Origin of the sequence: Nocardiopsis sp. FIRDI 009 (assembly GCF_003386285.1) — a bacterium.
GTDB lineage: Bacteria > Actinomycetota > Actinomycetes > Streptosporangiales > Streptosporangiaceae > Nocardiopsis.
The window spans coordinates 62,443-75,501 of record NZ_QPNC01000004.1 but is presented as its reverse complement, the minus strand read 5'-3'; the positions used below and the strand labels follow the sequence as shown (position 1 = coordinate 75,501).

Annotated in this window: 9 protein-coding genes; 5 read left to right on the top strand and 4 right to left on the bottom strand. The window is 72.4% G+C overall.

What is annotated here, in order from left to right; all coding sequences use genetic code 11:
- Window positions 1-24 precede the first annotated feature (24 nt).
- From DVR05_RS27825 to DVR05_RS02620, 3 genes are all read right to left on the bottom strand, one after another.
- Window positions 25-258 carry a hypothetical protein gene (locus DVR05_RS27825; RefSeq protein WP_116244182.1) on the bottom strand — a complete coding sequence of 78 codons (234 nt, stop codon included), beginning with the start codon at window positions 256-258 and terminating at the stop codon, window positions 25-27.
- Window positions 259-469: 211 nt separating this feature from the next.
- The gene (locus tag DVR05_RS02625; protein ID WP_116244192.1) at window positions 470-937 is read right to left on the bottom strand and encodes a GNAT family N-acetyltransferase; all 468 of its coding nucleotides are present in this window, start codon (window positions 935-937) and stop codon (window positions 470-472) included.
- A gap of 72 nt (window positions 938-1,009) precedes the next feature.
- Window positions 1,010-5,521: an ATP-dependent helicase gene (locus DVR05_RS02620; RefSeq protein ID WP_116244181.1), complete on the bottom strand. Its 4,512-nt coding sequence runs from the start codon at window positions 5,519-5,521 to the stop codon at window positions 1,010-1,012.
- 77 nt (window positions 5,522-5,598) lie between these two features.
- On the opposite strand from DVR05_RS02620, the gene DVR05_RS02615 reads away from it, so the two are divergent.
- From DVR05_RS02615 to recX, 3 genes are all read left to right on the top strand, one after another.
- Window positions 5,599-5,793: a DUF3046 domain-containing protein gene (locus tag DVR05_RS02615; protein WP_116244180.1), complete on the top strand. Its 195-nt coding sequence runs from the start codon at window positions 5,599-5,601 to the stop codon at window positions 5,791-5,793.
- A 136-nt stretch (window positions 5,794-5,929) separates the two neighbouring features.
- Window positions 5,930-8,419 carry an intein-containing recombinase RecA gene (gene recA / locus DVR05_RS02610; RefSeq protein WP_116244191.1) on the top strand — a complete coding sequence of 830 codons (2,490 nt, stop codon included), beginning with the start codon at window positions 5,930-5,932 and terminating at the stop codon, window positions 8,417-8,419.
- Window positions 8,412-8,990: a recombination regulator RecX gene (gene recX / locus DVR05_RS02605; RefSeq protein WP_116244179.1), complete on the top strand. Its 579-nt coding sequence runs from the start codon at window positions 8,412-8,414 to the stop codon at window positions 8,988-8,990. The genes recA and recX overlap by 8 nt, the downstream gene beginning before the upstream one ends.
- Here the strand turns inward: recX and DVR05_RS02600 are convergent.
- On the bottom strand, window positions 8,987-11,137 hold the full coding sequence (locus DVR05_RS02600) for a prolyl oligopeptidase family serine peptidase (RefSeq protein ID WP_116244178.1): 2,151 nt from the start codon (window positions 11,135-11,137) through the stop codon (window positions 8,987-8,989). The two genes, recX and DVR05_RS02600, sit on opposite strands and share 4 nt — an antisense overlap.
- A 310-nt stretch (window positions 11,138-11,447) precedes the next feature.
- Here DVR05_RS02600 and DVR05_RS02595 point away from each other — a divergent pair, with 310 nt between their 5' ends.
- Together DVR05_RS02595 and DVR05_RS02590 are read left to right on the top strand one after the other, a co-directional pair.
- Window positions 11,448-12,488, top strand: a complete 1,041-nt coding sequence (locus tag DVR05_RS02595) for a TAXI family TRAP transporter solute-binding subunit (RefSeq protein ID WP_116244177.1) — start codon at window positions 11,448-11,450, stop codon at window positions 12,486-12,488.
- A gap of 50 nt (window positions 12,489-12,538) precedes the next feature.
- A complete protein-coding gene (locus DVR05_RS02590) occupies window positions 12,539-13,024 on the top strand; it encodes a DUF1850 domain-containing protein (protein ID WP_116244176.1) in 486 nt (161 codons plus the stop codon).
- Window positions 13,025-13,059 lie beyond the last annotated feature (35 nt).

The window sequence follows — 13,059 nt, the reverse complement described above, 5'->3', positions numbered from 1 at the left end:
TCTACGCTGGCGATCGCGGCGTAGTCAATCACCCCCGTGTCCAAGATCCGGGGTTAAGCCCCGGGCCTCGCGGACCATGCGCGCCCTGGCCTCGTCCCGCTCCTCCTCGGGGATGTCGGGCGGCAGGCGCAGCTCCTTGATGGCCACCTCCCGTTCCAGCAGGGGATCGTGCGCGCTCCAGACGGTTCCCATCCCGCCGCCGCCGAGCCGCTCACGGATGACGTAGCGGCCGACACGGGCGCGACCAGTGGGGGACATGGCGGGCCTTTCGCACAGGGGGTGAGTGCGAGCCCGAAGATACCAACGCGACCCCGCGGCGGCCCGGCCGACTCAGGACACCGGTGGGGCCGCGACCTCCTCCAGGACGTCCTGGTGCCCCCGAACGACGGCCGGAACCGGACGGCCCTCCATGGGGCCTGAGGGGTCGGGGGTGGTGTCCGACCTCCTTGCCGGAACCCGGGCGCCCCCGTCAGTCCAGCGGGCGCACCATCACCACGCGCGGCAGGACCCGGATCCCCGCCCGCCCCTCGGCCGCCCAGACCCGTTCCAGCCCCGGACCCCAGTCCTCCCGAGCCAGGGGCGCGAAACCGCGCCGCGCGTACCAGGGGCCGTTCCAGGGCAGGTCGCGGAAGGTCGTCAGAGTCACCACCCGGTCCCCGCGCCCGGCGGCCTCGGCGCACACGGCCTCCAGCAGCGCCGAGCCGAGTCCGCGCCGCCCGTGGTCGGGGTGCACGGCCAGCTGCTCCAGATGCGTGTGCCCGTCCACGGTCACCGTGGCCGCCAGCCCGCGCACAGGCTCGCCCGCCACCAGGATCCGGTCGGCGTGCCCGACCAGTTCGCGCGGGTCGTCCGGCGGCAGCACCACACCGGAGTCGGCGAACACCGTGTCGGCCGCCAGCGACGTCGCCACCACGTCCGCCACGTCCTCCGGCCGCATCGGACGGATCCCCGCCTCCACGTCCACCTTCCGCTCCTCCCGTCCACCCCCCGACGGGAGGTCGCTCGGATGCTACCCGCTCCGCAGCCGCAACCCCCTGGGCGTCACGTGGAACCCGGCCGCCGCCAGCGCCGCGTCCACGGCGGTACCGAACACCTCCACACCGTCCGCCCGCTCCACCGTGACCGTACCGAGCGCGCCCGCCCGCACGACCTCGGCCAACGCGCGTGCGGCCCGGTCCAGATCCTCCCGGGAGGCCCCGAACGTGAGCACGGACCGCCCACCCCGGCCCACGAACAGCGTGAGCCGACCGCCGTCGATCACCACCAGGGCACCGGCGCTCCGACCCGGCCGCTGGGCCACGTGCACGTCCTCCGCCCCCCGGGGCCACGGCAGCTCCGACCCGAACGGACTGGCCGGATCCGTGGCCGCCAGCACCACCGGCGGCAGGGAGCCGCCGGCCCCCTCACCGGCCAGCGCCCGCAACCGGTCCACCGCACCGGGCAGCGCGAACTGGGCCCCGCCGAGTCCCTCGACGAAGTACCCCCGCCGCACCCGCCCGGCCTCCTCCATCGACCGCAGCACCCGGTACTCGTCCGGGGAGAACCCCCGGCGCCGACCCCGCACCCACACCCCCGAACGCTGCAGACGCGCCTCCGCCCGAGCCAACGCCACCCGGGTCGGGTCCGTCTCCCGCTCCGGCAGCACCGACCAGCGCCCGGCCGCGGTGGGCGGACCCGACCGGCTGGGCATGACGGGTCGTCCCGGCCGCCGCCCGGTGCGCGACCGGGGAGCCGACCCCGAGCCCAGCAGGGCCCGCAGCGGCGCCAGACCGTCGTTGGTCACCAGACCCGACCACACCAGCTCCCACAGCGCCGCCACCACGTCCGCGTCCGCGACCACCGCCCCGCCCAGAGCGTGCGCGACGCGGTCGCCGAGGTCCCGGAAGAACAGCGCCCCGCCCTCACGCAGCACGCCCAGCACGGTGTCCGCGAGCGTGTCCGGTTCGGGCGCCACCGGATCGGGCAGCAGCAGCGCCGCCTCGTCCGCGGGCACGAGGGTGATCCACCCCTCCCCACCCGGGAGGGCGCCCGCCCCCGCCCACACCACCTCCCCGGCCTGGGTCAACTCGTCCAACCCCGACGGCGCGTATCCCTCCACCCGGGCGGGCAGCACCAACGACTCCAGAGCCGAGGCCGCAACGGGCACGCCGCGCAACCCCTCCACCGCCGCGAACACCGCGTCCGGCCCCCGCAGCCGCTCACCCGGTACCGCGTTCTGCCACAGCGGAAGGAACCGCGCCAGCGCCGACGGGTCCACCGGCTCGACCTCCCGCCGCAACCGGGCCACCGACCCGCGCCGCAGCCGGCGCAGCACGTCGGCGTCGCACCACTCGACCCCCGACCCGCCCGGCCGGAAACCCCCGCGTACCACCCGCCCCGCCGAGGACAGCGCGCGCAACTCCGCCACGACGGCGTCCTCGGACATCCCCAACCGCGCGGCGGCCTCGGCCGCGACGAACGGGCCGTGCGTGCGCGCGTACCGCGACACCAGATCGCGCCTCGGCGCGGCCACCGGCTCCAGGAACGCCTCCGGCACACCGGGCGGCGGCACCACCCCCGCGCCGTCCCGCAACCGCGCCACGTCCTCCACCGCGCACCAGCGCTCCGCGCCCGCCGCACGGGCCCGCACCACGCGCCCGGCGGCCTGGAGTCCGCGCAGCCAGTCCCGCCGCACACCGCGCTCGGCCGCCTCCGCGGTGGTCAGGGGTCCGATCTCGCGCAGCAGGTCCGCCGCCCCCTCCGCGTCCCCGACCGGGGAGGACAACCGCTGCAACCGCGCGTCGACCTCCTCCACCACGCGCGGGTCCAACAACTCCCGCAGGTCCGCCCGGCCGAGCAGGTCGGCCAGCAGGGACGGGTCCAGGGTCAGCGCCCGCGCCCGCGACTCCGCCGCGGGGGCGTCCCCCTCGTACAGGAACGCCGCCGTGTACTCCATCAGCAGCGACCGCGCGAACGGCGACGGCGACTCCGTGCGCACCTCCACCACCCGCACCCGCCGCGCGCGGATGTCGGCCAACAGCCCGACCAGCGCGGGCACGTCGAACACGTCGCGCAGGCACTCGCGCGCCGCCTCCAGGACGATCGGGAACGACGCGTACCGCCCCGCCACCGACAGCAGGTCCGCCGACCGCAGCCGCTGCTGCCACAATGGCATCCGCCGGTCCGGGCGCTGCCGCGGCAGCAGCAGGGCGCGCGCCGCGCACTCCCGGAACCGCGCCGCGAACAGGGCCGAACCGGTCAGCGCCTCGGTGATCAGCGCCTCCACACCGTCGGGGTCGAGCGCCACCAACCCGGCGAGCTCCCGCGCCAGCACCGGCCAGTCGCGCTCCACGTCCGGCAGGCGCACCACGATCCCGTCGTCCCCGTGCACCACCTGGGCGTCGAGCCCCCACTCCTGCCGCAGCCGCAGCCCGATCGCCAGCGCCCACGGCGCGTGCACCCGAGCGCCCAGCGGCGAGTGCAGCACCACCCGCCAGTCACCCACCTGGTCGCGGAAGTGCTCCAACACCACCGTCCGGTCGTCCGGCACCTGACCCGTGGCCTGTCGCTGCTCGGCCACGTACGCCACCAGGTTCTCCGCCGCCCAGCCGTCGAGCCCCGCCGCCGCGGCGCGCTCCAGCGCCCCCGCGCGGTCGGCCGCGGCCAGCTCCCGGGCCAACGCGCCGACCGCCCGGCCCAGCTCCGCCGGCCGGCCCGCCGCGTCCGCCTTCCAGAACGGCATCCGCCCCGGACGCCCCGGCGCCGGACTCACCAGGACACGGTCGGCCGTGATCGCGTCGATCCGCCAGGACGAGGACCCCAGCACGAACACGTCGCCCACCCGCGACTCGTACACCATCTCCTCGTCCAGCTCGCCCACCCGCGTCGGGGCGCGCGAGCCCGGCGGCGCCTGAGACAGGTGCACGGTGTACAGCCCCCGGTCGGGGATGGTCCCGCCGCTGACGACGGCCAGCCGCTGGGCGCCCGGGCGGGCCCGCAGCACGTCCGCCTCCCGATCCCAGACCACGCGCGGCCGCAGCTCCGCGAACTCGTCCGAGGGGTAGCGGCCGGACAGCATGTCCAGGACCGACTCCAGCACCGGGTCGGTCAGGTCCGCGAACGGGGCCGCGCGGCGGACCAGGGCCGCGAGGTCGGCCACCGGCCAGTCGTCCATCGCGACCATGCCCACGATCTGCTGGGCCAGCACGTCGAGCGGATCGCGCGGCATCTCCAACGGCTCGATCCCGCCCGCGCGCATCCGCTCGGCCACCACCGCCGACGCCAGCAGGTCGCCCCGGTGCTGGGGCAGGAACACGCCGCGCGAGACCTCGCCGACCCGGTGTCCCGCCCGGCCCACCCGTTGCAGGCCGCTGGCCACCGACGGGGGAGCGGCCACCTGCACCACCAGGTCGACGGCGCCCATGTCCACCCCGAGCTCCAGGCTGGAGGTGGCCACCACACAGGGCAGGCGGCCCGACTTCAGCTCGTCCTCGACCAGGGCGCGTTCGGCCTTGGACATCGAACCGTGGTGGGTCCGCGCGACCACCGCCTCCGCGCCCCCGGAGCTCCCGGACTGGGCGATGACCAGGGCGGGGGCCTCCTCCGGCGGCGGGTGCGCGCCGGAGCGCTCCGCGTACAGGTCGTTGAGCCGGGCGCACAGCCGTTCCGCCGTGCGACGGCCGTTGGTGAACACGATCGTGGACGTGTGCCGCTCGACCAGGTCCAGCACCCGGCGTTCCAGGTGCGGCCACATCGACCCGCGCGCGGGGCCGGGCGCCCCGGAGGTCGGGGCGGGGCCGGGTTCGTCCATGTCACGGACCGGCACGACCACGCCCAAGTCCAAGTGCGGGGTGTCCGGCGGAGCGACGACCGCCGCCCCGCCGAGGAACTCCGCGACCAGTTCGGGCGGCCGGACCGTGGCGGACAGGCCGATGCGCCGGGCGGGCCGGTCGAGCAGGTGCGCCAACCGCTCCAGGCTCAGCGCGAGATGGGCGCCGCGCTTGGTGCCCGCCAGGGCGTGCACCTCGTCCACGATGACGGTCTCCACCCCGGCCAACCCCTCGCGGGCGCGCGAGGTGAGCAGGAGGAACAGCGACTCCGGCGTGGTGATGAGCACGTCCGGCGGGTGGGTGGCCATGCGGCGGCGTTCGTCGGCGGGGGTGTCCCCGGTGCGCACGCCGACGGTGACCGGTGTGACCGGGGTACCCGCCGCCTCGGCCCGCTCCGAGATCCCCGCGAGCGGGACGCGCAGGTTGCGTTCGACGTCCACGGCCAGGGCCTTGAGGGGGGAGACGTACAGCACGCGGCAGCGCCGGGAGCGGTCCCCGGGCGGCGGTGCTGAGGTCAACCGGTCGAGGGACCACAGGAACGCCGACAGCGTCTTGCCGGACCCGGTGGGGGCGACCACGAGCACGTCGCGACCCGCGGCGACCGCGGACCATGCCTGGGTCTGGGCGGGGGTGGGACCGGCGGGGAAGGTCTGTTCGAACCACTCCCGTGTCGCGGGCGCGAAGCGGTCCAGGGGGTGCGGTGGGTGGTTCATGGGGCCAGTCTGCACGCCCACGACGACATGTCCCGGGAAGGGCGCGGGGGATGCGCCGATCGCCGATACTGGGACCGATGAGACTCACGGTTTTCTGGCAGAACATGCACGAGCAGTTCGGCGAGGCCTACGCGGAGAGCCTGGCCAAGGACTACGTCATCGAGGGGCTCGGCTCGCGGACGGTCCAGCAGGCGCTGGCCGACGGGGTGGGCGCCAAGGACGTGTGGCGTGCCGTCTGCGACGCGTTCGACCTTCCCCTCTCCGTCCGCTGACACCCTCAGGGGGAGGCCCTCGACGTCCTCCCGAGCCGTTCGAACAATCGAACAGAGGTTCGGGTAGTGTGGGTTGTCCACAGACGAAGGTCGGACGTCGCGATTGTCGGACCGACCGCGTAGCGTCGTGCGCATCATGAAGAAGAAGGCATCGACCCAACAGGGGTACCCCGTGGCATCTGGAGACCGAGACAAGGCTCTCGAAACAGCGCTCGCGCAGATCGAGCGGCAGTTCGGCAAGGGCTCCGTCATGCGCCTGGGTGACGACGACCGTCCGCCGATCGAGTCGATCCCCACCGGGGCCATCGCGCTCGACGTCGCACTCGGCATCGGGGGGCTCCCCAAGGGTCGGATCGTGGAGGTGTACGGACCCGAGTCGAGCGGTAAGACGACCGTGGCCCTGCACGCGGTGGCCAACGCGCAGAAGGCGGGCGGGATCGCCGCCTTCGTCGACGCCGAGCACGCGCTCGACCCCAGCTACGCCAAGAAGATCGGCGTGGACACCGACAACCTCCTGCTGTCCCAGCCGGACACCGGTGAGCAGGCGCTGGAGATCGTCGACATGTTGGTCCGCTCCGGCGCGGTCTCCATCATCGTCATCGACTCCGTGGCCGCCCTGGTGCCCCGGGCGGAGATCGAGGGGGAGATGGGCGACAGCCACGTGGGTCTCCAGGCCCGGCTGATGTCCCAGGCGCTGCGCAAGATCGCCGGTGCGCTGCACCAGACCGGGACCATGGCAATTTTTATCAACCAGCTTCGTGAAAAAGTGGGGGTGATGTTTGGCAGTCCTGAGACGACGACCGGTGGAAAGGCGCTGAAGTTCTATTCCTCGGTCCGTCTGGACGTTCGGCGGATCGAAACCCTCAAGGACGGCACTGACGCGGTCGGGAACCGGACGCGTGTCAAGGTCGTGAAGAACAAGTGCCTTGCTGAGGGAACCCGGGTATTCGATCCGGTTTCTGGTGTGACACACCGGATCGAGGATGTCGTCGACAATCGCCTGCCCATTCATGTCGCGGCCATGGACAAGGCCGGAGTGCTGCATTCCAGGCCCGTCGTCTCCTGGTTCGACCAGGGTGAACAGTCGGTGATCGGGCTCAGGCTGCGGGGGAACCAGGAGCTCTGGGTGACGCCGGACCACAGGATCTTCACCGAACACGGCTGGCGTGAAGCCGGTGAACTGGTCGTCGGTGATCGGGTCGCGCGGCCGCGCGAGTTCCTCGGATTCGGTGAGAAGCGGCCCGTGACTCCTGACGAGGCTCGCATGTTGGGTTACCTCATCGGAGACGGGTACGTCGGCGGGAAAACCCCGATCCAGTTTATCAACGTTTCTTCGGAACTCCACGAAGACGCTGCGAGGATCGCGGAGAGTCTGGGATGTGAAGCCACTCCGAACGAGGAAAATATTCGAGTTTCCTATTCGCACCGGATCGGTGAGAAGAACGGACTCCTGCGGCTGTGCAGGGAAGCCGGAATCTGGGGGAAGCTCGCTCCGGAGAAGAGCGTTCCCTCATATTTCTTCGACCCCGATGTCGACTCCGTCCTCGTCGCGAATCTGATCTTCGGTCTTTTCGAGAGCGACGGTTACGTGAGCCGGGAGCAGACCGGTGGAATCCGCGTCGGATACGCGACGACCTCACACCAACTCGCCGAACAGCTGCACTGGTTGCTGCTCCGCTGGGGGATCGGTAGTTCGGTGCGTCGACGGGACCCGCACGCTCAGCGCGGCGGGGTCGTGCGTGGGCGGCGGGTCGTCGGAAAGCGTCCCGCCTATGAGGTCCGTGTGTCCGGAGTCGAGAACGTGTCCGCCTTCGCCGCAGCGATTCCCATGTGGGGGCCCCGGGGAAGGGCGCTTCTCGAGGAGTTGGATCGTCTTGACGGGCGTCACCGCGGCTCGCAGCGCAACTACCTGCCCGACACGGTGGTCGCTCCCGTGCTGGCCCACCTAGAGCAGCGTGGTGTGACTCCGGCGCAGGCGGCGGCGATCATCGGTGAGCGTGCTGGCGACCCGGCCGGCGGGATGAAGCAGGTCCTGGGCTCGTCTCGGCTGCGTCGGGACCGGTTGGCCGCCCTCGCGAACGGTCTTGAGGACGTGTTCCTCCACGAAGTGCTGGCCGAACAGGTCTGGTACGAGAACATCGTGGAGATCCTGCCCGCCAAGCAGGTGCGGACCTTCGACGTCGAGGTGGAGGAACTGCACAATCTGGTTGCCGGGGACACGGTGGTGCACAACTGCGCGCCCCCGTTCAAACAGGCGGAGTTCGACATCCTGTACGGTGTCGGCGTCTCCCGCGAGGGCAGCCTCATCGACCTGGGCGTGGAGCACGGCATCGTGCGCAAGTCCGGCGCCTGGTACACCTACGAGGGCACCCAGCTCGGGCAGGGCAAGGAGAACGCCCGCCGGTTCATGCGCGAGAACGTCGACGTGGCCAACGAGATCGAGAAGAAGATCAAGGAGAAGCTGGGCGTGCCCGGTGCGGGCGACGACAGCGCCTCCGGCTCCGAGGCCGCCGACTCCGCCAAGGAGCCCGCGGACAAGGACGGCACGGCCAAGGAGGCCCCCGCCAAGGCTCCGACCAAGCGCGCCCCGGCCAAGACCACCAAGGCGCCCGCCCCTGATGCGTGACCGGCGCGGGACCGAGGACCGGCCTGTGTCACCCGAGGACGAGGTCTCCCCGGGCGGGTCCCGCCCGCCCGGGGAGGATCCCGAAGCCAGGGCCCGAGCCCTGTGCCTGCGCATGCTCACCCACTCCCCGCGCACCCGGGCCCAGCTGGAGCGGGCCCTGCTGCGCCGGGAGTTCCCCGAGGAGGTCGTCGAGTCCGTCCTCGGCGCGTTCGGCGACGCCGGCCTCATCGACGACGCCGCCTTCGCGAACGCGTGGGTGTCCTCCCGCCACCACAGCCGGGGCCTGTCCCGCCGGGCGCTCGCCCGCGAACTGCGCACCCGCGGCGTGGCGGAGGACACCGTGCGCGACGCCGTCGACCACCTGTCCGACGAGGACGAGGTGGCGGCCGCCCGCGACCTCGCCCGTCGCCGTCTGGCCATGTCCCGGGGCAAGGAGCGGGACACCCGGATCCGCCGCGCCCTGGGGGCGCTCGCCCGGAAGGGGTACTCCTCCGGGCTGGCCTACCGGGTGGTGCGGGAGGAACTCGAACGCGAGGGCGTCGAGGTCGACCTGGACGAGCCGGACCTCTAGGGTGTGCCTTCCTCCTCGCCCCGACCGCGCTCGCCGTCCGGAGACGGCACCCCACCGGTCGCCGCGGGGGGCTCGTCCCCCTCGGCCGTCCCGGTGCCCTCGGCCGCTTCGGTCCCGTCGGCGGCCGTCAGGTCGCCGGAGTCCTTCGCCGCCTCGGGTTCCTCCGGTCCCGAACGCGGCGCGGGCGGTTCGGTCTCCAGGGTCAGCGGCGCCACGTCCGCCTCGAACCCGAACACCCGCGCGTAGAAGGCCAGCTCCGCCTCCAGGGCGCGCTCCCGGGAGGCCGCCGCGTGGAACCCGTGCCCCTCGCCCTCGAACTCCAACAGCGCGTACGGCACGCCCCGTTTCCCCAGGGCCGTGGCCATGCCGAACGCCTGGTCCGGGGTGACCACCCGGTCGTCGGTGCCCTGGAGGAGGAGCACCGGAACATCGATCTCCCCGATCCGGTTGACCGGTGACCTCTCCCGGTAGGTCTCCACGAACCCGGGCAGGGTGCCCACGAGCGAGTCCAGGAAGTGCGACTCGAAGTCGTGCGTGGTCTCGACCAGTCCCAGCAGGTCGGCGACCCCGAAGTAGGACACCCCGCACGCGAACGTGTCCCCGGTCAGCGACAGCAGCGCGGTGAACCCGCCCGCGCTGGGCCCCCGGATCGCCAGCCGTTCCGGGTCGGCCAGCCCCCGGTCCACGAGGGCACGGGCGGCCGCCGCGGCGTCCTCGACGTCGACCACGCCCCACTCCTTGTGGACGCGCTTACGGTAGGAGCGGCCGTACCCGGTCGATCCCCCGTAGTTGACGTCCACCACGCCGATGCCGCGGCTCGTGAAGTAGGCCTTGGCCAGGTCCAGCTCGTGCGAGGCGTGCGAGACCGGACCGCCGTGCACCCACACCACGAACGGCGCCGGGGCGTCGGCGTCGACACCGGGGTTGCTCGGCCGGTACACGTTGGCGTGGACCGGCGACCCGTAGCGTCCGGGCAGCGTCACGTGTTCGGGGACGGGCAGGTACGCGGGGTCGGGCAGGGCGTCGGTCGACTCGCGGAGCACCTCGACCCGGCCGGAGTCCGGGTGCAGGCGTACCAGGCACTGGGGTCGGGTGGCGGAGGCGGCGATCGCGACCACGCCGTGCCCGTCGGAGTCCACCTGCGACCACGACGTGAACTCGGTGGTGACCGGGGTCAGTTCCAGGGTGTCGGGGTCGTACACGCTGGGTGTCAGGTCGGCGTTCCCGTGCAGGACCACCACCCTGCCCGAGTCGAGCACGGCGAAGGACCGGTGGCCCAGTCGTCCGGGCGGGGCGTGGAACTCCTCCTCGGCCGGGTAGAGCGCCATCGCCTGTCCGGTCACGCCCGCCTGGTAGAGGTTCCAGAATCCGGGCCAGTCCGAGGCCAGGTAGAGGGTGTCGGCGTCCACCCACGTGGGGGAGAGGACCGACTCGTCGACCCCGCCCTTGAGGGTGACCTCCCTGGACAGGCCGGCCCCGTCGAGTCGTCCGATCCGCAGTTCGGTGCCGTCCCAGGGCATCCGCGGGTGGTTCCAGCGGACGTAGGCCAGGCGCTCTCCGTCGGGGGAGACCACCGGTGAGGCGTAGAAGTCGGCGCCGGCGGCCAGTTCGCGCACCGCCGACGGGTCGTGGGCGCCCCGGCCGGACAGCGGTACGGTCACCACGGAGCGGCGTACGCCCCCGTCCGTGTGCTCCTCGCGCACGCACAGGACCTGTCTGCCGTCGGCGCTCAGAGCCGGGTCGGCGTAGCGCAGGGCGGCGGGCCGGTCGGGTTCGGGGGTCAGGGGCGTGGGCGCGGCGGCGTCGCGTTCGAGGAGGTAGAGCCGCTGGTCCTCGGCGTTGGCGAAGACGATGCCCATGCGGGTGAGGGCCTTGTCGTCGCGCCGGGGCACCGGCAGGAAGGAGCGCCCTCCGTACTCGTGCACCCGTGTGCCGGCGCTCCAGGGCGCGCGCAGGAGTTCGGTGACGGTGCCGTCGGCGTCGCGGCGCATGACGGTGGAGCGACCGCCCTCCGCCGGGCGCTCCTCCTCCCACCAGATCTCGTCGCCGACGACGGAGGGAAAGGACATCCGGTGGACGTCTCGGGCGACGTCACCGGCGCTGATGGGCGAGGGCCAGGAGCCGTGGGGGCTCGACAGTTCAGACATGTCCCGCTCAGGAAGGGTCGTGAATGGAAAACAGATGACATGTCGACCTTAGTCGCCACGGGTCCCATTCGGGAGGTCAGATCATGTTCGTGTGGGTCGTTCCTGGTCGTGGCGTGTGACGCGATGAAGGCGAGTTCGACCCCTGAGTATCGTTCTCTATTCGTGACTGCCGTGACACGGCGGGGATCGGCGTGCCGTTCTATGCTTTCGCGGATATCACCTGGTGATGAATGGTCGAGGGAACGGCGGTGGAACACCGTGCACGGCCGAGGCCCCGTCGTCACCCACACTGCTAGAGAGGAAGCCAGCGATGAGCAAGGGACGCAGGACCATCCGGGCCTCCGTGGCGATCGCCGCGGCCGGGGTGGTCGCCCTGTCGGCCTGCGCGGCCCCCGAGGACGTCGAAGGCCCCGGCGGTGAAGATTCGGCGACCGAGTTCCTCCAGCTCGCGACGGGATCCACCGGTGGTACCTACTACCCGCTCGGTGGTGAGATCGCGCAGCTGTGGACCGACAACATCGAGGGTGTCGACGTGAGCACCTTCGCCACCGGCGCCTCGGTGCAGAACCTCCGTTCGCTGGAGGGCGAGACCGAGGACGACGAGGGAGCCCAGGTCGACCAGAGTCAGCTGATCATGGCGGTCAACGGTGTGGCCATGCAGGCCCAGGCCAGTGAGGGGCCGTTCGCCGACCAGCCGCTCGGCAGCCCCGGCGACATCCGGGCGCTGGGCAACATCTACCCCGAGGTCATGCAGGTCGTGGTCAGCGCCGACTCCGACATCGAGTCGATCGCCGACCTGGAGGGCCGCAACGTCGAGATCGGTCCGCCCGGCAGCGGTACCGAGGTCGCGGCCCGCCAGATTCTGGAGGCCTACGGTCTGGACCCGGACGAGGACATCAACGCCTACGACAGCACCTTCGGCGACGCGGCCACCGCGCTCGGCGACGGTCAGGTCGACGCGGCCTTCGGCATCCTGTCGGTGCCCGCCGGCGGCATCCTCGAGGTCTCGGCCAGCAACGACGTCCGGCTCCTGCCGATCGACGGCAGCGAGGCGGAGGGCCTGATGGAGGCCGACCCGAGCTACAGCCCGCTGACCATCGAGGGCGGCACCTACAACGGTCAGGACGAGGACGTGGTCACCCTGACCCAGTGGGCGACCCTGTACACCACCTCGGCCCTGGACGAGCAGCTCGCCTACGACCTGGTCCGCGTCATGTACGAGGAGGCGGACAGCATCGGCCACGACGTCGGCAGCCAGGTCCTCCTGGACACCGCGATCGACGGCCTGGGCTCCATGGAGCTGCACCCCGGCGCCGAGCGGTACTACCAGGAGCAGGGGATCCTCGACTGATGACCGCGTCGCCCAGGGCCGCTCGGTGGATTCCGGGCGGCCCTGCGCTTGTGACGGTCCTGCTGGGGTGCGCGCTGCTCCTGACCGGCTCCACGGACACCGGCGCCGCCTGGTTCAACATCCGCGTGTACGGCCGGGAGGAGCCCGTCCTCAGGGTCCCGGTCGAGATCGGGGACCGGATCGAGCTCAGCCACACGCACTCCGTCCACCGCCGTCCGGTGCACGAGGTCTACTCCGTCTCCCCGTCCGCCGGGCTGGCGATGGAGGAGCTGCGCGCCGACGCCCACGGGGCCAACCTGCCCTCGGGGGCGGAGACGGTCGACGGGGTGACCTCCACCTTCGAGAGCGACGGGTCGGGCTACCGCGTCGACCACCACGGGCGTCCGCTCGGCACGGTGCGGATGGTCGTGGGTACACCCGACGTCGACCACCGGCTGACCCTGCGGGGCCACCAGATCCGGCTCCTGGACCTGGTGGCCCCCCGTGCGAGGGTTGAGCTGTTCGTGCAGACCCATCCGGGTGGGCACACCGAGTGAAGGCCGTGGGGCGTTCCCCCCAACGACGACGAGGA